The organism is Rhodococcus sp. H29-C3 (assembly GCF_030063405.1).
Taxonomy (GTDB): Bacteria; Actinomycetota; Actinomycetes; order Mycobacteriales; family Mycobacteriaceae; genus Rhodococcoides.
In genome coordinates this window covers 116,763-134,736 of record NZ_JASITC010000008.1, presented here as the reverse complement: position 1 = coordinate 134,736, position 17,974 = coordinate 116,763, and the positions used below count along the sequence as shown (strand labels likewise).

Annotated in this window: 15 protein-coding genes; 8 read left to right on the top strand and 7 right to left on the bottom strand. The window is 62.9% G+C overall.

What is annotated here, in order from left to right; genetic code table 11:
• Nucleotides 1-82: 82 nt before the first annotated feature.
• The 4 genes from QMK32_RS18110 to QMK32_RS18095 all read left to right on the top strand — a co-directional run bounded on the left by QMK32_RS18110 (nucleotide 83) and on the right by QMK32_RS18095 (nucleotide 4,220).
• Complete coding sequence (locus QMK32_RS18110) at nucleotides 83-928, top strand: PAC2 family protein (RefSeq protein WP_222438178.1); 846 nt, start codon at nucleotides 83-85, stop codon at nucleotides 926-928.
• Nucleotides 929-1,063: 135 nt separating this feature from the next.
• A complete protein-coding gene (locus QMK32_RS18105; RefSeq protein ID WP_283476538.1) occupies nucleotides 1,064-1,411 on the top strand; it encodes a molybdopterin oxidoreductase in 348 nt (115 codons plus the stop codon).
• Nucleotides 1,411-3,924 carry a nitrite reductase large subunit NirB gene (gene nirB / locus QMK32_RS18100; RefSeq protein WP_502943679.1) on the top strand — a complete coding sequence of 838 codons (2,514 nt, stop codon included), beginning with the start codon at nucleotides 1,411-1,413 and terminating at the stop codon, nucleotides 3,922-3,924. Before QMK32_RS18105 ends, nirB begins: the two co-directional genes overlap by 1 nt.
• Nucleotides 3,921-4,220, top strand: a complete 300-nt coding sequence (locus QMK32_RS18095; protein WP_283476537.1) for a Rieske (2Fe-2S) protein — start codon at nucleotides 3,921-3,923, stop codon at nucleotides 4,218-4,220. Before nirB ends, QMK32_RS18095 begins: the two co-directional genes overlap by 4 nt.
• A 43-nt stretch (nucleotides 4,221-4,263) precedes the next feature.
• Here QMK32_RS18095 and QMK32_RS18090 read toward each other — a convergent pair whose 3' ends face one another.
• The 3 genes from QMK32_RS18090 to QMK32_RS18080 all read right to left on the bottom strand — a co-directional run bounded on the left by QMK32_RS18090 (nucleotide 4,264) and on the right by QMK32_RS18080 (nucleotide 5,934).
• Complete coding sequence (locus QMK32_RS18090) at nucleotides 4,264-4,509, bottom strand: pentapeptide repeat-containing protein (protein ID WP_283476536.1); 246 nt, start codon at nucleotides 4,507-4,509, stop codon at nucleotides 4,264-4,266.
• 283 nt (nucleotides 4,510-4,792) lie between these two features.
• Nucleotides 4,793-5,413 (bottom strand): RES family NAD+ phosphorylase, encoded by a 621-nt coding sequence (locus QMK32_RS18085; RefSeq protein ID WP_283476535.1) that lies wholly within the window; start codon nucleotides 5,411-5,413, stop codon nucleotides 4,793-4,795.
• Nucleotides 5,410-5,934 (bottom strand): hypothetical protein, encoded by a 525-nt coding sequence (locus tag QMK32_RS18080; RefSeq protein WP_283476534.1) that lies wholly within the window; start codon nucleotides 5,932-5,934, stop codon nucleotides 5,410-5,412. Before QMK32_RS18080 ends, QMK32_RS18085 begins: the two co-directional genes overlap by 4 nt.
• A 222-nt stretch (nucleotides 5,935-6,156) precedes the next feature.
• Here QMK32_RS18080 and QMK32_RS18075 point away from each other — a divergent pair, with 222 nt between their 5' ends.
• Genes QMK32_RS18075 through QMK32_RS18060 form a run of 4 tightly spaced genes read left to right on the top strand, consistent with a single transcriptional unit; the run spans nucleotide 6,157 to nucleotide 14,448 of the window.
• A complete protein-coding gene (locus QMK32_RS18075; RefSeq protein WP_349307574.1) occupies nucleotides 6,157-7,632 on the top strand; it encodes a TIGR02677 family protein in 1,476 nt (491 codons plus the stop codon).
• Nucleotides 7,629-9,047, top strand: coding sequence for a DUF2398 family protein (locus tag QMK32_RS18070; RefSeq protein WP_283476532.1), 1,419 nt, complete (start codon nucleotides 7,629-7,631; stop codon nucleotides 9,045-9,047). Before QMK32_RS18075 ends, QMK32_RS18070 begins: the two co-directional genes overlap by 4 nt.
• A complete protein-coding gene (locus QMK32_RS18065; protein WP_283476531.1) occupies nucleotides 9,048-13,229 on the top strand; it encodes a TIGR02680 family protein in 4,182 nt (1,393 codons plus the stop codon).
• Nucleotides 13,219-14,448: a DUF2399 domain-containing protein gene (locus tag QMK32_RS18060; protein WP_283476530.1), complete on the top strand. Its 1,230-nt coding sequence runs from the start codon at nucleotides 13,219-13,221 to the stop codon at nucleotides 14,446-14,448. Before QMK32_RS18065 ends, QMK32_RS18060 begins: the two co-directional genes overlap by 11 nt.
• 66 nt (nucleotides 14,449-14,514) lie before the next feature.
• On the opposite strand, the gene mshC is transcribed toward QMK32_RS18060, so the two are convergent.
• The 4 genes from mshC to QMK32_RS18040 form a co-directional block, all read right to left on the bottom strand.
• Nucleotides 14,515-15,756 (bottom strand): cysteine--1-D-myo-inosityl 2-amino-2-deoxy-alpha-D-glucopyranoside ligase, encoded by a 1,242-nt coding sequence (mshC, locus tag QMK32_RS18055; RefSeq protein ID WP_283476529.1) that lies wholly within the window; start codon nucleotides 15,754-15,756, stop codon nucleotides 14,515-14,517.
• Between the two features lie 24 nt (nucleotides 15,757-15,780).
• Complete coding sequence (locus QMK32_RS18050) at nucleotides 15,781-16,575, bottom strand: SCO1664 family protein (RefSeq protein ID WP_283476579.1); 795 nt, start codon at nucleotides 16,573-16,575, stop codon at nucleotides 15,781-15,783.
• A gap of 35 nt (nucleotides 16,576-16,610) precedes the next feature.
• Nucleotides 16,611-17,204 carry a DUF3090 domain-containing protein gene (locus tag QMK32_RS18045; RefSeq protein ID WP_084348874.1) on the bottom strand — a complete coding sequence of 198 codons (594 nt, stop codon included), beginning with the start codon at nucleotides 17,202-17,204 and terminating at the stop codon, nucleotides 16,611-16,613.
• Between the two features lie 71 nt (nucleotides 17,205-17,275).
• The gene (locus QMK32_RS18040) at nucleotides 17,276-17,965 is read right to left on the bottom strand and encodes a histidine phosphatase family protein (RefSeq protein WP_283476528.1); all 690 of its coding nucleotides are present in this window, start codon (nucleotides 17,963-17,965) and stop codon (nucleotides 17,276-17,278) included.
• Nucleotides 17,966-17,974: the final 9 nt, after the last annotated feature.

Here is a 17,974-nt window from a genome sequence, read left to right as displayed (position 1 = left end):
CGTCTCCGATGCTGTGTCCAATGCCACATCGTTTTCCGTCCCCGAAAACGAAGATTCGGATGTCGAGCCGGACCTCCCCACGCTGCGCGACCCGATTCTAGTGGCCGCGTTCGAGGGCTGGAACGACGCGGGGGACGCAGCGAGTGGCGCCGTCGAGCATCTGGAATTGATCTGGGATGCCAGTCCGTTGGCCGAGCTGGACTCCGAGGACTACTACGACTACCAGGTGAACCGTCCGACGATTCGACAGGTAGAGGGCGTCACGAGAGAAATACAGTGGCCGTCGACGCGCTTGTCGGTGTGCTCGCCCCCCGGCAGCAGCAGGGACGTCGTGTTGCTGCGCGGTATCGAACCCAATATGCGCTGGCGAAGCTTTTGCGACGACCTGCTGGAGTTCATCGAGCAGCTCGGCGTGGACACCGTGGTCATCCTCGGCGCTCTGCTTGCAGACACCCCGCACACCCGACCGGTACCGGTGACGGGAAGCGCGTACAGCGTCGAAGCCGCCGAGCGTTTCAACCTCGAGCAGACTCGATACGAGGGGCCGACGGGCATCACCGGTGTCCTACAGGACGAATGCGTCAAGGCAGGCGTTCCGGCCGTCTCGTTCTGGGCAGCCGTGCCGCACTATGTGTCGCAGCCACCCAACCCCAAGGCAACCGTGGCGTTACTCCAGCGCGTCGAGGATGTACTGGATATCGAAGTTCCGCTCGGTGAGCTCCCTTCCCAGGCCGAGGACTGGGAAGAGGCCGTCAACGAAATGACAGCCGAGGACGAGGAAATCAGCGAATACGTTCGAACGCTCGAGGAGCGCGGAGATGCCGAGGTGGACATCAGCGATGCGATCTCGAAGATCGACGGCGACGCCATCGCAGCCGAGTTCGAGCGTTATCTCCGACGTCGGGGGCCCGGGAACTTCGGGCTGTAGCGGAAGTCGGTCAGGGTCGCAGTTGCAGGCCCGAGCGCAACCGCACAGCGACAGAACGATCATCGTGAGATCTTTCTGACCCCTACGTAACGTCAACGCAGCGGGAGTGCAACCCCGACGCGGCACCGTGGCGTCATGGCCAGCACACCGCGATTTCTCCAGGGCGTCTTCCCATTCACCGGGCACGGGCTCAGCAAGCCCGAGTCGATAGATCCGTCGACCAGGTTCGTCGTTCCATCCGGGGCTACCGCTCAACCGCTGTACTTCCGTGGCGGCAATTCGAGCGAAGAGCTGGTGGTCGTGACCTTGATGAGGGACGGGCAGCCCATGCGGATGTTCCCCATGGGCTCCAAGAGCGGGGTCAACATCGCGCTTCGTGTCGTCGAGGACGTCGATCCGGATTCCGTACTCGAGCTCGTCGTCGCGGCACCGGAAGGGACGACTGGTGAAGTCGTCGTCGATTTCGGTTTGGTGCTGATCTGATGAGCAACGACGCGATGCGTAGCGAAAAGACCGACCTGCGGAAACTGCTCGTGGTCGGGAACGGTATGGCGGGCGCACGAACAGTCGAGGAGATCCTCAAACGCGGTGGAAGCACACTGTTCGACATCACGATGATCGGCGACGAACCGTACGGCAACTACAACAGGATCATGCTGTCGCACGTGTTGTCCGGTGAAGCCGGCATCGACGACGAAGATCTGCTCCTCAATCCGATGAGCTGGTATCGCGAAAACGGTGTCACGCTGTATGCGGGCGACCGTGCCGTCTCGCTGGATAGGTTCGCCAAGTCCGTGGTGTGTGAAAGTGGTCGAACTGTTGCGTACGACGTACTGATCATCGCCACCGGTAGCAACACGTTCTTTCCGAACATGGACGGGCTTCGTGAGAGCGACGGTCGCCTCGCCCGCGGGGTGTTCGGATTCCGGACCATCGCCGACACGAACGGCATGTTGCAGATGGCGGAGGCTCAGGACGACGTCGCTGCGGTCGTGATCGGCGGCGGACTGCTCGGATTGGAAGCTGCGTACGGTCTTCGAACGCAAGGCTTGGACGTCGATGTCGTGCACTCACCCGGCCACTTGATGAACCAGCAGTTGGACGAACGCGGTGGACGGGTACTACGCAACAAGATCGAAGCACTCGGCGTCGGTGTGCACACCTCCAAACGCACAACTTCGGTCTTGCGTACCAGCGAGGGCGCAGTGGCCGGTGTGGGCTTCAACGACGGCACCTCACTCGCCGCCGACATGATCGTCGTGACCGCCGGAATCCGTCCCAATGTCGAATTCGCACGCGGGGGCGGACTGGTGATCGAACGCGGAATCGTGGTGGACGATCAACTGCGCTGCGAGGACGAGGGGTCGATCTTCGCAGTGGGTGAATGCTGCCAACATCGCGGTGAGGTGTACGGCCTCGTAGCCCCGCTGTGGGAACAGGCTGTCGTCCTCGCCGATCATCTGACCAACGCGAATCCTACTGCGGCATATCATGGTTCACGCCTGACGACTAAGCTCAAAGTGGCCGGTGTCGACGTTGCGGCAATGGGGGTCAAAGGGCCGGAGCGTGAGGACGACGAGTTCGTCCAGTTCTACGAACCACGCAGCGGAACGTACAAGAGCGTCGTCGTGCGCGACGGCAAACTCATCGGTGCCACGCTTCTCGGGGACATCAGCAAAGCAAACTTTCTGACGCAGGCGTTCGATGAGAAGGTTCCGCTCCCCGAGGAACGAATCAGCATGTTGTTCGACATGGGAACCCCGACGGCGGCAACCGGTGCAGCCGAACTGGCCGACGACGTCCAGGTATGCAACTGCAACGGCGTCACCAAAGGTCAGATCGTCGCCTGCGTTCACGCAGGTGCTACGACGATGAGCGACGTCACCGCCAAGACCCGCGCAGGTAAGGGGTGTGGGTCCTGCAAAGGCCTCGTCGCCGATATCTTGGCTTGCGCTGCCGGAGGCGCAGTCGCCCCCGACCCCGCCGCTGACTGGTACGTGCCGTCCATCCCGTTGGCCAAGCCGGCCTTGATCGAGATCATCCGCGAGCGCGACCTACGTTCGGTGTCGCAGGTGTTCAGCGAACTCGCTGCAGATGGCCGTGAAGATGCTAGCGCGAAGATGCCACTCGCATCGTTGCTGCGAACGATCTGGGGACCGGACTGGGTAGACGAACGGGGTGCGCTCTTCATCAACGATCGCGTCCACGCCAACATTCAGCGTGACGGCACCTTCTCGGTCGTACCGCAGATGAAGGGCGGGGTCACGACTCCGGATCAGCTTCGCAAGATCGCCGACGTCGCCGACAAATATCACGTTCCGCTGGTCAAGGTCACCGGCGGGCAGCGCATAGATCTGCTCGGAATCAAGAAGGAGGATCTACCCAAGGTCTGGGGTGACCTCGGCATGCCGTCCGGGTTCGCGTACGGCAAGAGTATGCGAACCGTGAAAACGTGCGTCGGTAGCGACTTCTGCCGCTTCGGCCTCGGCGATTCGACGGCGCTGGGCATCGCACTCGAAGAGCGCTTCCAGGGACTCGAGACCCCCGGCAAACTGAAGCTGGCCGTCGCCGGATGCCCACGAAACTGTTCCGAAGCACTGTGCAAGGACTTCGGTGTCGTGTCCGTCGGCGAGGACAAATGGGAGCTCTATGTCGGCGGTGCCGCAGGTGCCCACATCAGGAAGGGCGATCTGCTGGCCACTGTCGTCGGCGGCGGGGAAGTTCTGCGCATGGCAGGGTTATTCATCCAGCACTACCGCGAGACGGCGCAGTGGCTCGAGCGAACATATGCGTGGGTCCCGCGGGTCGGACTGGACGAGCTTCGACGAATTCTGGTCGAGGACGGTGACGGAATCGTCGCTGGACTCGAACAACGCATGCAAACATCGGTGGACGGATACCGGGATCCCTGGCTGGACCGGGCCGAACACAAGTCGCCTGCGCAGTTCACACCGTCCTTGCCGCTCCTTCCGCTCCCCCAGGTACCGGTCCGATGAGCGTGCCCGTAGGTCCTGTCGAAGACCTGACACCTGGTGAGGGCCGCACCTACGTCGTCGACGGCAGGCAGGTAGCGGTATTCCTCCTCCAGGATGGGAGTGTGCGCGCCATGGACGCGGTGTGCCCGCACAAAGGTGGGCCGTTGGCGGACGGTCAAATCGACGGCTCGGTCGTGATGTGCCCGATGCATCAATACGCGTTTTCTCTCGACGACGGCACCTGTCCGAGCGGAATCGCCTCTGTACGAACATATCCCGCAATAATCGTCGATGGAAAGGTCATGGTGGAGGTGTAGCGGCACTCGCTATCTTTCGCGACCAACCCCATACCGATCACCGTCAGCCGATCGAGGTGCCGTCCGGCATGATCGCCCCGGTGAGATCGGCACCGTCGAGGATGGCGGTGACGATCTTCGCGCCCGTCAGGTTGGCTTTCCCAAGGTATGCACTGATCAGGGTGGCACCCGAGAGGTCGGCGTCGACAAGGCTGACGCTTCCCGGATTGCCAAGTGCCCGAGCAGCATTCCAAGCCGCAACATCGAAGTGGAGCAAGTCGAGCCGATGCGCCCGCGTTGTCGATGTCATCGAACCTCCGAATAGGACGACGATGGCGGCGAATCACCACCATCCATCAGGACAGTCACCGTCACCGTCACGTTGACGCTGTCAACCTAGCAACGGCTTGTTGGCGCTGCAGGTGCAGCCGTATCGCGCAGGTTCCACTTGCCCCAGAAGAAGAAAGAACCCACACCTGGCGGGTCTTCTTCTTGGCAGCCACTGTCGGCTCCTTCTGGGTCTTATTGATCCGAGACGACCAGGATCACATGGCTTCTCCTGGCGCCCCCACTTCGTGGTGATTCGGGCCGAGTCAGTTCACGGGCGGCGGGATGATGCGTACCGATCTCGGCGGGCTGGCAACGGTGAAGCCGCACCGACGAGCGGCCGCCACCAGCGGCTCGGGGTTCGCGTCGGTCGTCCAGGTGGCCTCCCCCGCTTCCCCGAACAGTCCGACGGCGTTGGGGTTCGGCCCGGTGGTGAACCGGGTCTGGTAACGGATTCCGGCGAAGGTGGCCGAGAACGCCGCCGCCCATTCTTGCGGAACTCCGTATGAGGTCATGGACACAAGCTCCCTGGTCAGGCCGAAGTCTGCAGCTGTACCCGCACACGTGTCGGCAAGCTGATGCTCGTGCGGCACGGTTAGGGTGGACAGGCATCGGGTGGCGGCGAACGCGTCACTGACGACCCCGGTTCTCGCCAACGTCTCTCCGACGGTTTCCCGGATAGCGGTGAGTTCGTCGAATGCGAGGTAGCAGGTGCCACGTGGCGGTGTCAGGTCGAAGCGGCCACCGCCGGAGGAGGCAAACCACCATGGTCCGTTCCCGGTGCTGTGTCCACGGATCAATGGCTGCGCGGCGGTGAGCTCGCAGCCGGGGAACCCGAGCGGCGAGCGCAGCGGCGGGCCGAGAGCGACAGTGTCGCGGTGGCTCACGCAGCCCACCGTTGTGCGTCGGCGCTGGCAAGCGCCATGACGCTCTCGTGAGGGTGGCCGTCGGCGATCCACTCGGCTGCGCTGCGGCCATCGAGTTCGGGCTGCGGGCTGCGTAGCCACACTGCGCAGGTCCAAGGGTCGGCGGCAGCACGCAGCGTCGACCACAGGGTGATCAGGCGCGGGTGCACTGTTCCCGAGTCCGTGAACTGCCAGGTGGGATAGACCCATTGACCTCCGTCGAGTCGGCAGGCGATCACGGTGCCGGCGGCGACAGCCTTGTTGATCGCTTGGCGGCTTATGCCCCACCACTGGGTCAGGCCGTTGGTGTCGTAGAACGGGCCGACGAGCTGGTCGTAGATACCGCTGGTGGGCAGTGCCGCGGTCATGGAGCGGGCGATCGATTCGACGTCGTCGAAGACGTCGGTGGGAACGCCGGCAGCGCGGGCCTCTTCAAATATCTGGTGGACGCGGCGGGCGAGCAAGTCCATGAGCTTGCGTTCCTGCTCGACGAGGGTGTTCATACGAGGCCTCCTGACGGTCAACCGTGACAACCTCAGTGTCCTCATCACCGTCAACCATGTCAACGACAAGGCGGTGCGGGATGCCTCAACGGCAGCAAACTGCATTGCCCGGCAACCCTCGACGCGCGACGCACGCATTTCACTCACCCCCCGGCCAACGCCTACCCTGTTCCAGTGAGCGATTCAGACGACAACGCACGGCTCGGTGCCGCGGCAGCGTTCCTGCAGGAAGATCGCCTCAAACTCTTCGCATTCACGGTCGCGGAAAAGCACAACGAGTACCTCTGGGTGCTTCGTGCCTTCGACATCGCCCGTGCCAACTATGTCGTTCTTCTACATGCGGCCGAGATTGCCGACACGCTGGCCAGGAACGCCCCCGAAGACGCGCGGCTCACCCCCGCCGAGATTGCACCGCTCCTCGAGCAGCTTCATACCTGGGAGCTTCTCGAGCGCAGCTACGACGGCTCACGTGCGGCTACCTTGGCCGAATACCGCAACCGCCATTACGTCTACCAATTCAGCCAGGCCGGCTACAAGGCGTTTCGTGCCGTCGAGGACGTGCTCGGCGCCAGGCTCGACGACGCGTCCCTGTCCCGGCTCGTCCTTCCCGAGCTGCTCGCCGACATGCACGAGTTGGCCGAGGCGAACCGTCAGGCCGACGGCGACCGCATCTACCGCAAGCTCAGCAGACTCGACTCGACCCTCTCCGAAATGGCCACTCGGGCGGCGCATTTCTATCTGGTCCTCGGCGACCTCGTCCGCACCACCGAGATCACACCCGAATCGTTTCTGGTCCACAAAGATGCACTCCTGACGCATATGCGTGAGTTCAGCTCGGACCTGACGCGGTACGCCCCGAAGTTGGCGGAGGCCATCGCCGTCGTCGAATCGACATCCATCTCGACGCTCATCGAGCGCGCCGCAATCAGTGACGAGCGGGTCTTCCTGACCATCGACGAGCGTCGTGCCGACTGGCAGGCGCGGTGGTCGGGTCTATCTCATTGGTTCGTGGCTGCGGAGGCCGAACTCAGTGAGTCCGAGCGTCTACGTGAAGGCACGATGAGCGCTATTGCCGCGGTGTTGTCGCTGCTTCGACGGGTAACCGAGACGCGCAGAGGTGGTGTGAGCCGCGAGAGTCAACTCCGTCACCTCGCAGGTTGGTTCGCCAACACTGCGACCGAGGACAGTGCGCACGCTCTTTTTCATGCCGTGTTCGGTCTCGGCAGGCCCCGTCATCTGTCTATGGTCCACCCGGATGCGGACGTCATTCCCGCGTCTCGATCCTGGTGGGAAGCCTCTCCCGTCGAAATCTCTCGCACTTTGGCTGAAACCGGTCGCGCGCCGTCGCCCGGCCTGCCTGGCCGCGTTCAACGCAACGACGGCGGGATTCGTCGTCTCCGTGAACAGCAGCTCGCCGCGCAACGCACTCGCAGTGCCGCAGCTCGATCTTTGGCCTCGGTTGGTGTGTACGACCGGACGCTGAACGAGGAGGAGACCGAAGTGTTGCTGAGCTTGCTCAATGCGGCGCTCACTGCCCGGGTCCGGGTGAGTGGTCGTACGTCCGGTTCGACGGGTTCGGACAGTGGTGTGAAATTGACACTGACCGACTCCGAAGTATCGACCGTCGTCAGAACTACGCGTGGACGGTTGCATCTGGATCGGTTGCAACTCGAGGTTGCGGATGTGACGCGCCGGTGAGAGCACGCGAAATACCTTCTCTGGCACTCGATTCCTATCAGCGTGCGGCGCGCGTCGCGTTGGCGAATCATCTGGTGACGGCGACGTATCCGGACCGTATCGCTCTTCCGCTTCTCCGTAGATGGGCAACCGAGCTTCGCGAGGATCTTCTCGAGTTGTTCGGCTATCGCCTCGAGGTCACCGAAACGACAGCCCGTTTGTTTCCGGTTCTCGACGCGCTCGATTCGACCCAGCCTGCCCGAACCGCCTCGGACCGCGTCTTCGATCGACGCAGATACGCCTACCTGGCGTTGTCCTTGGCTGCGCTCGGCCGAGCAGGCAATCAGATCACGCTCTCCGAACTCGCCGACCACGTAGCCGCCGAGGCAGGCCAGGTGGACGGGGTGGAACTTGCGACCGACCGCGCTGCGGACCGAGACGCGTTCGTCGACGCCGTCGGCTGGCTGGCCGCGCGGGGTGCGATATCGCTCGCCGATGGTGATGCAGGCGGCTGGGCGAACAATCCCGCTTCGGGTGAGGCTCTCTACGACATCGAGCGATCAGTGGTCGTGGCGATGTTTCGTCCACCCAGAGCCGTGCAGCACCTCCGTTCGGTCACCGGTCTGCTCGTGGGATCCGACGACTCGACCGAAGACAGCGAAGAGGACGGGGAGTCCCGGCCGCCGATAGATCCCAAGGAGACTCTCAAAAATGTGCGCCGTGCGTTGGTCGAGCATCCTGTCGTCTATTTCGACGATTTCGATCAGGACGGCCGCACCGCACTCGCGTCGGTACGGACAGTCGCCGACGTCGAACTCCTGACCGGTCTGATCGCCGAGCGTCGCGCCGAGGGCGTCACGTTGATCGATACATCCGGGCGGATGTCGGACCTCCGGTTCCCCAGCACGGGAACGATCGCTCAAGTCGCACTGCTTCTGGCCGGTGAGATATCGGACCGGGTGATCGATCCCGATGCCCTCGAATTGCCACGCCATCCGATTCCGGATGACAGCGACCTGATCGACCTGGTCGACTCGGCGATACCTGGAGGTGGGGTTTTCGACGACCTCGCCGAGTTCGGTGGGCGAGGTCGAACCGTCGAAGACTCTATTACCGAGCTCTACCCTTTCGTGGAGAACAGTTGGGTGAGCGGCGCGGTCTCCGACCTGGTCGAGAGGTACGGACGCACGTTCGCGGCCCAATGGCAGGCCGACCCGATCGGTCTCGGTGAGCGAGCGGTCGGCATGCTCCATCGACTCCGGCTGGTGCACATCATGTCCGGCGGGATACTCGTTCTCCCCGTCATCGCGCGCTACCGCGATGTGGTGATCAGTGTGCGGGACCGGGTACCCCAGGATTCTCTCTTCGAGACCACAGAATTCGATGGCACAGAAACGAGTTCGCATTCTCACACCACGGAAACCGAGGCGCACTAGATGACCGCACATGCTCAGCGCTTTCGCCCGACCCGCGCCGGAATCATCAATCTGTGGGACTACCGCGATCAGGAATTTTCTTTTGCCGACGGTCGCCTCGTGTTACGTGGACCGAACGGCTCGGGAAAGACCAAAGCGCTCGAGGTTCTGTTTCCCTTCGTGCTCGATGGACGAATCGAACCGAGGCGGTTGAACCCGTTCGCCGGCGAAGAGCGCACGATGAAGTCCAACCTTCTCTATCGCGGCCAGGAGAGCGCGCACTCATACGTGTGGATGGAGTTCGGGCGGGGCTCACGCGAAGATCCCGAGTCCGTCACCGTCGGTATCGGAATGCGCGCCAGTCGACAGAACGACAAGGTCACTCGCTGGTACTTTGTCGCCGACGGCCGTGTCGGCGTGGACTTTTCGCTTCTGGGGTCCGATGATCGGCCGCTGACCAAGAAGCAGCTTGCCGATCAACTCGGCACCGACGCGCTTTCCGACCGGCCGGTCGACTACCGAGCAGCCATCGACGCTCGGATGTTCGGTCTCGGCGCGCAGCGTTACGACCAATTGATCAATCTGATCTTGACGTTGCGTCGTCCGCAACTGGCAAAGAACTTGGATCCGAAGGGCCTCTCCCAGGCACTGACCGACGGTCTGCGTCCGCTGGACGAGCAACTGGTTCTCGAAGCAGCGCGCTCGTTCAGTGACATGGAAGAGGTCGGTCGAGCGCTCGAAGGCTTGACTCGGGCAGATCAGGCCGCCACAACCTTCGTCGGCGTGTACGCGAAATACCTTCGAGTGCAGGCTCGCTCGGACGTGGAACAGATCAGTCGCAGACTCGAGTCCGTTACCCATGCAACCACGGCGCATTTCGCGGCCGCGGCACTGAAGGAACGCCGGTTGTCCGAGCGCTCCGCAGCCGAGAAGCGATTCGACGACGCCGAACGAGGTCTGGACCAAGCTCTCGCCGACCGCGAAACACTGCAGCGATCGAGTGCCTACGAGGGCAAACAGCAACTCGACGATCTCGCCGAATCGGCGGCGAAGCTGAAGATATCCGCCGCCCAGCAGTCCGAGCGTGCTAGTAAAGCGCAGGCGGATCTGGCGCAGCGTTCCACCGAGGCCATCGACGCCGAAAGCTCGGTACGCGACTCGGTCGCCGCACTGGCACGCGCCGAGGACGATCTCCAGATTGCGGCCGAGGATGCCGGCATCGCGTGGGCGTCGATGCCGGCCAGTGCGCGCACCGACCAGTTCAGCACGGCACTGCGGGGTCATGCCGAGGAACGTGACGGTGATGTGCGTGCCGTCCGCGACGCTCTCAGCACCGTCGAGAAGGCGATGACCGAACGCGCCCGTGCAGACAGAAGTGCTTCTCGGGCAAGCGAATTGCTCGAAGCTGCTCGCGCGTCCGTTACCGAAGCCGAAGCTGCCGTGGAGTTGGCTCGTGCGCAGTATGCGTCGGGACTGCGGTCCTGGTGGGCCGAGAACTCGACCCAGTACTCGGCTGCGGGAATCACCGTCGCCGCATTCGATTCCCTCGACGCTGCGGTACCTCACATCGGCGAGGACGACGCACCCAGCCTGGATGCCGTCCTTGCCGAGGCCTCGGCCGAGGGCCTCGAGAACGTGCGCGGACGGCGGACGCAGGCGGGTGCCGCCGCTGCGGCACTGACCGAAGAACTGGCATCGATGCGTGCCGAACATGACCTCGTCACTGCTCAACGCGACGATGCTCCCCCACCGTTCGCAGGTCGTACATCCTCGCGTGCCGGGCTTGTCGGAGCACCACTGTGGCAGCTCGTTCGATTCGCCGACGGCGTGGAACCTGCTGTAGCTGCTGGTGTCGAAAGCGCATTGCAGGCCGCGAACCTTCTCGACGGTTGGATCTCGCCGACCGTCACTCTTGGGTCCATGGAGTCGGACCAATTTCTGGTCGGCGTACCGGAAGCCGAGCGTCCGACGGGCCGCACGCTGGCTGACGTCCTCGAGGTCGAACCTGGAACAGACGTGCCAGAGGCCGTGGTGCGCGATGTACTGACCTCGATCGCACTGCTGGAGGACACGGGCGCATCGAAGAATGCGGTGACCTCGATCGGCATCGACGGGCGCTACTGGCAAGGCGTTCAGCGGGGACGTCATGTCAAGCCGGATGCGGAATACATCGGGGCTACTGCCCGTGCGCGTCGTCGGGCAACGCGGCTCGCCGAACTGGACACCTCGATCGAAACAGCCAGTATGTCCTTGGCGGCCACCCGCGAAGAGGAGCAGTCGGCTGCCGAACTTCTGCGCGGCCTCGCGGTTGCGGCGAAGAATTTGCCGAAGGTCTCCGGAATCGTCAAGGCGCAGAAGACTGTCACCGAGTCGGCGGGGGCCCTTCGTACCTCACAGGCAGGTTCCGCGGCCGCGGACAGCGAGCTCGACCAGGCTATCGCGGAGCTCTCGGCGAAGGAGAGACACCTGCGGAGTACTGCGGTCGCCCACCGCACTCCCCATAGCGCACGGGATATCGACTCACTCGCTGCAGCGATCCGGCACTTCGAGAATCAGGGTGGTCTCGTCCTTCGTCGCCGAGGCGAACACGTTCGCGAAGCCGAGCGGGCACGCGAAGCACAGAACCGATTGGAAGAATCCACCGGCCTCGCCGAAGAGTTGGCCGAGGAGTCCGCGATCGCACAGGAAAACCATCTCCAGCAGGTTCAGAGGTTGGACATCCTCACCGAGAAACTCGGATCCACCGCCGAACAGATCAATGCCGATCTGGAGAAGGCGCGCGAAAAGATCGAAGCATGCAAGGTCGAGCAACGCTCAGCACGCAAAGCCGACAAGGAAGCCGGAGAGGCGATCGGTAAGGCCGAAGGTGCATGCAACACAGCGCAGGAGGGTCTGCGAGCCGCGCTCACCGAGACTCTCGACGACACAGCACGCCTCGCCCCGTATGCCCGCAGAGATCTACTCGCCATCCTTGGTGTCCACGAGCTCTATTCCTGGCCATCGTCCGACTCCGCGTGGCTCACTGTCGAACAGATCCTCTACCGAATTCAAAGTGCCTCGTCACCTGATGAAGAGATTTCGGTGCTGCCACCGGTGGTGCACCAACTCCACACGGCGCTCGACGCGGCCACTGCGTCGGTCAAGGCCGGCGACTCCTACCGCAAAAGCACGCGGACTGCGTTGACCGGTGCTTTGCAGGAATTCGACTCACAGCTGGCGTCGTCCGGGCAGGACTACCGGTTGCAGTGGGACGCACCCGACGGATTGACCATCGTTCGTGTGCAGGACGAGCAAGGATTCACCTCGGTCGGCGAGTTCGCACACCGTATCGGTGACGCGCGGTCGAATCAGGAGACGTTGCTCACCGAACACGAGCGTCGGATTCTCGAGGATGCGCTGTTGACCGGCTTGGCGCAGCAGATCCACGAACGCACCGTCGATGCCCGCGAGCTCATCGCGCAAATGTCTTCCGAGATGAAGCAACGGAAGATGTCCTCTGGCAACACGATCGGTGTGCATTGGGTCCTCGCGGACAATCTCGACGAAGGCGCACGAGCGATCTCGAAGCTACTCGATCGTGACGCGTCCGGACTGCATTCGGACGACCTCGCCTCCATGCGAGCACATTTCGCGTCCGAAATCAGAGTCGCGCGCGCGGCACACCCGGAGCGTTCCTACCCCGAGATTCTGGCCTCCACGCTCGACTACCGCCGTTGGCGAGTCTTCTCGTTCACGCTCATTCGCGGCGACGGTACCGAGGATCGCCTGACGGTCGCGCGACACAGCGCGTTGTCCGGCGGTGAGCAATCGGTGTCTCTACATCTACCGTTGTTCGCGGCCGCGCACGTCATGCTGTCCTCGGCCGATCCGCACGCACCCCGACTGCTGGCACTCGACGAAGCCTTCGCCGGCGTCGATGACAACGGTCGTAGTGAACTGCTCGGGCTCAGCGTGCAGTTCGATCTGGATCTGTTCATGACGGGCTACGATCTGTGGATCACCTACTCCGATGTCCCAGGGTGTGCGCACTACGACCTTGCGCATTCGACAGCGGAAAACACTGTCAGCGCAGCGTTACTCGTCTGGGAGAACGGTGAACTGTTCGCCGAACACGATGGTTCCGATCTAGCCGCCGCTCTGGGTTCGCCGTTGACACGACGCGTGCCCACTCACGCCGAAGGCGGTCTTGAATTTGTCCGGTAACGAAGAACTCGGATGGCGAAACACACCGGAACTCGACGCGCTCTTGGCCACCGCGCGCAAGAAGTTGGAGTCGAACTACCTGAAGGTCGGTGGCAACATCACCGTGCACCTGGGTGAGCCGCCAGAGCTGTGGCGATTGTGCAGTGCAATCTCTCGATCCAGTACCGGCCTGCACAGCCGCGCCCAGACTACGAAACTTGATCTCGCCCGTTTCGACGAATGGCTCGCCCACCCACGAAACGGTGGGATCGGCTTGATCGCAACTCTCGACGCCGTCGCTCCGCTACAGGACAGAAAACAGATCGCATTCGATAAAGCCGAGGTCAAGGCCACTGCACTCGCCGACGCGCGGGCTCTACTTGCCGAAACAACCGACGACGACTGGGCCGAGCATTGGTTGTCCTCGTTGCTGAATCAGGATGGAACACTCGGAGGACGCGTGGCCGTCGACGCCCTACGGGTGGCTGCCCGGGTGTTGGCGTGTCTTCCCGTCGACGGCTTGTCGTTGACCGAACTCGCCGAATACGCGTGCGGGGACACCAAGGCACTGTCCTCCGGTGGTGCCCCACGTCTTGTTCTCGACGCACTCTCGCTCCGCGAAGGAATACCCCGTCCTGTCGACCCCGTCGGCATTCGGTTGCTATGGGAAACTGCCGGAGTCTCGGTCGACGCACTGTCGAGCAGGGTTCTGGTGTTCGGGTATCGAGTCGACGAAACGCACACCGTCGGACGTTGGCTGAACGACGCTGCAGACGCCGGGATTCCGTTCCCACTCACGCTCGACATGGCCTCACGCGGCCCGCTCACCAATGTCGCAGACCGAATCTACGTGTGCGAGAACGTAGCAGTCGTCGCGGCGGCCGCACGATCGTTGGGAAGTCGTTCCGCGACTCTCGTCTGCACCGATGGCCAGCCGTCGGCTGCGCTGCACAAACTACTCTCGGGCGTGCGGGCAGGCACGGAATTGTTCTGGCGCAACGACTTCGATTGGCCAGGCCTGCAGATGACCGCCCGCGCCCGCTCGCGTTACAACGCCGTCCCATGGCGGATGGATGCGCAGGCGTATGTTCGTGCGCTCGACGCACGAAATTCCGAACCGCTGAAAGGTCATCCTGGCCCGAGTGAGTGGGACCCTGATCTTGCGGCGGCGATGCACGAGTCGGGCCGCGCGGTAATGGAAGAGCGTCTCGTGCCCGACCTTCTTCTCGACCTAGCGTAGTCCTGTGTGGACGGTTGATCCCGGGTGTCGAGACACCCCGGGATCACTGCCAGTTCGAAAGATGTATCAGCGCAAGGGCACGCCGAGGAGTGCGTCGACGGCGTCGGCAAATGCACCGGGGGCGGTGGTGTCCGATCCCCCGCGCTCGACGGCGAAACTTGCCCACGCATCAAGTGCATCGAGAGCCCTCGGTGTGTCCAGATCGTCGGCCAAGTGCTGACGTAGGCGAACTACTGCGTCGTCTGCGCTGACGGCCGACTCCAGTGCAGCTGCCTTGCGCCACAGCGCCAACCTGGTATGTGCACGTTCGAGAACCTCGTCCGTCCACGGGCGATCCTGACGGTAGTGCCCGGACAGCAGACCCAACCGAACTGCAGCCGATTCGACATTGTCGGCGCGAAGCTTCGATACGAACACGAGGTTGCCGCGACTCTTCGACATCTTCTCGCCGTCGAGACCGATCATCCCGGTGTGCACATAATGCCGAGCGAATCGACCGCCACCGGATACAGCTTCGGCGTGCGCGGCCGAGAACTCGTGGTGCGGGAAGATGAGGTCCCTGCCGCCACCTTGCACATCGAAACCGGTCCCGATGCGATTGAGAGCAATTGCCGAGCACTCGATGTGCCAGCCCGGTCGGCCAGGCCCGAACGGAGACGGCCACGACGGCTCACCCTTGCGCTCTGCACGCCACAGGAGAGCATCGATCGAGTCCTTCTTACCTACTCGGTCCGGGTCGCCTCCACGCTCGGCGAAGAACTTATCCATCGTCGCCCGGTCGTAACCGGACTCGTAACCGAACTCAGCCGTAGCGTCCGCGCGGAAGTACACATCGGGATACTCGGCGTCGTCGACGACATACGCCGCACCCGAGGCGACCAGTTTCTCAACCATCTCGATGACCTCGTCGATGGATTCGACAGCACCGATGTAATCGCGCGGCGGCAAGACTCGGAGCGCCTCCATGTCCTCACGGAACAAGGCGATCTCACGATTGCCGAGGTCGATCCAGCTTTCGCCGTCGCGGTCGGCTCGTTCGAAAAGAGGGTCGTCGACATCGGTGACGTTCTGCACGTAGTGCACCTCGTGACCCGCGTCGCGCCACAGTCGGTTGACCAGATCGAAAGTCAGGTATGTCGCGGCATGACCGAGGTGCGTTGCGTCGTACGGGGTGATTCCGCACACGTACATCTTCGCCACTTTGCTGGGTGTGACCGGTCGCACTTGCCGATCTGCCGTGTCGTAGAGCCGGAGCGTAGGCCCCTGGCCGGGGATCGAGGGAACGGCTGGTTCGGACCAAGACTGCATGAAGACGAGCCTAACGGAGAGGCTTCAGAAGGCAGGCCACGGTATCGGCCTGCTCGATAGCGGCTCCGGCATCACCGGATGCGCCACGAGCGCACGGGCTCGGCCGAGCAGGGCATCGATCTCCTCATCAGTGATGTGCCCGCGAATTCGTGGTTCGACGACAGTGGCGAACGACTCGACGAAAGCGACGACGTCGGACATTGCAGCGTCGTCGATAGCGGTGCCGGCCCAACCCCACAGCACCGTCCGAAGCTTGTTCTGCGAGTGCAGACAAATGCCGTGATCGACGCCGTACACGTAACCGTCCATGCCTTCGAGGGCGTGGCCGCCCTTCCGGTCGGCGTTGTTGATGAGTACATCCAGCACTGCCATCCGCTGCAGGCGAGGATCGTCGGCATGAATGAGCGAGACTTCCTCGCCATCGCCGTCGTAAGCCTGCATGACCGGTATCCATCCGGTGGGAACGAGGTCCGGCCTGCAGATATCGACCAGGTCGAGAGTGCGGCCGTGTTCCCCGTCGCGGTCCGGCGTATCGATCCACCGCTGCACCATCCCCGGACCGAACGGACCGTCCCGAAGAATCGTTGTCGGAATTACATTCCAACCCAAAGAGTCCGAAACCTCGTACGACGCGATCTCTCGCCCGGCCAAGGTTCCATCGGGAAAGTCCCAAAGCGGCACTTCTCCGCGAACAGGTTTGTAGACGCACCGAACCGTGGACGTCTCACCGTCGTTCCCGGTGCCCGTTGCCTCGCAGACCAACGTCGCGTTGCTGGCCGACACCACTCGACCGATGATGGTCAACTCACCGGTTTCCATCACCTTGTGACCCGCGAACGGCGGCCGGTCTTCGGTCAAAGCTCTTCACCAAGTTCGCCGGCCGAACCGAAGGTGGCATCTCGTTTGTATCCATTCGATCGGATACAGGTGTGTCCGTCCTGGGTCAACGGCTCACCACACAAGGGGCACGGCGCACGGCCGGCAGCAATCACCCGCTCGGAACGAAGGGCGAACTCCCGTGCCGCGAGCGGCGTCAGAAAGACGCGGACTGCATCGGGACCTTCGTCGGTGTCATCGAGGACGACGGACTCGTCGACCTCTACCTCACTGATAGCCAGCAGTTCTACCACCACCGCATTCGCATCCGCGTCCCAGCCCAGACCCATGGTCCCGACCCGAAACTCGGTATCGATCGGAGTCATCAACGGACTCGTGTCGCCCAGTTCGGTTTCCTCGGGCGGAAACTCCGCGCCGAAGCGTCGTTGAACTTCGTCCAGCAGCAAACCTATCCGGTCTGCGAGGACCTGCACCTGCTGCTTTTCGAGTGCGACCGAGACGACGCGAGCGTCGTGGACTGCCTGCAGAAAGAACGAACGATCGCCTGGCTCACCCACGGTTCCCGCGACAAAACGATCAGGGGTGCGGAAAACATGTATTGCGCGTGGCATTGCACCTCCTGGAGCTTCATTCTCGGATCCGAAAACTCGGACCCGAACTTCATTATCCGCTATCGGCGGGCCTACGTTCCGGAACCGCCACCGGGCATCGCATCGGAGTCCATGCTCGACGCCGTCGGCACCGCAGGTACCAACGCGGTCAAGTCGAGACCGGTGTCGTTCGTCCGAAGCACGAACGGCCTGGTGGAGCTGTACCGGACGACACTGACGGAGGCAGGATCGGCAACGATACGTTGGAACGAATCCAAGTGGCAGCCCAATGCATCGGCGAGGATCGATTTGATGACGTCACCGTGTGAGCACGCCACCCAGAGGACATCGCGGCCGTACGCCTCCGCGAGGCGCGCGTCGTGTTCCCGAATTGCAAATACAGCCCGCGACTGCACCTGAGCTAGTCCCTCGCCACCGGGGAACACCGCCGCAGACGGGTGTTGCTGGACCACCTTCCACAGCGGCTCCTTCACCAGATCCTTGATCGATTTTCCCGTCCACGACCCGTAATCGACCTCGATCAGCCGTTCGTCGACCGTCGGAGTCAGACCGCGCCGGGAGGCAAGAGGTGCCACCGTTTGCTCACACCGTTGCAGTGGTGAGTGCACGATCTCCTCGACCGGAAGCCCACCCAATCTCTCCGCAATATGAGCGGCCTGTTCCAGTCCGCGGTCGTCGAGCGCGACACCGGCCGACCGCCCTGCCAGAGCGCCCGCAGTATTCGCCGTCGAGCGGCCGTGTCGCAGCAAGATCACCGTCATGGAACCCAG

What these genes read in the sequence shown, in the direction of transcription:
- QMK32_RS18045 (WP_084348874.1), bottom strand. Translation starts at nt 17,204, where the DNA reads ATGCCACGCGCAATACATGTTTTCCGCACCCCTGATCGTTTTGTCGCG.
- QMK32_RS18090 (WP_283476536.1), bottom strand. Translation starts at nt 4,509, where the DNA reads ATGACATCGACAACGCGGGCGCATCGGCTCGACTTGCTCCACTTCGAT.
- QMK32_RS18065 (WP_283476531.1), top strand. Translation starts at nt 9,048, where the DNA reads ATGACCGCACATGCTCAGCGCTTTCGCCCGACCCGCGCCGGAATCATC.
- QMK32_RS18095 (WP_283476537.1), top strand. Translation starts at nt 3,921, where the DNA reads ATGAGCGTGCCCGTAGGTCCTGTCGAAGACCTGACACCTGGTGAGGGC.
- QMK32_RS18050 (WP_283476579.1), bottom strand. Translation starts at nt 16,575, where the DNA reads ATGGAAACCGGTGAGTTGACCATCATCGGTCGAGTGGTGTCGGCCAGC.
- QMK32_RS18105 (WP_283476538.1), top strand. Translation starts at nt 1,064, where the DNA reads ATGGCCAGCACACCGCGATTTCTCCAGGGCGTCTTCCCATTCACCGGG.
- nirB (WP_502943679.1), top strand. Translation starts at nt 1,411, where the DNA reads ATGAGCAACGACGCGATGCGTAGCGAAAAGACCGACCTGCGGAAACTG.
- QMK32_RS18080 (WP_283476534.1), bottom strand. Translation starts at nt 5,934, where the DNA reads ATGAACACCCTCGTCGAGCAGGAACGCAAGCTCATGGACTTGCTCGCC.
- mshC (WP_283476529.1), bottom strand. Translation starts at nt 15,756, where the DNA reads ATGCAGTCTTGGTCCGAACCAGCCGTTCCCTCGATCCCCGGCCAGGGG.
- QMK32_RS18040 (WP_283476528.1), bottom strand. Translation starts at nt 17,965, where the DNA reads ATGACGGTGATCTTGCTGCGACACGGCCGCTCGACGGCGAATACTGCG.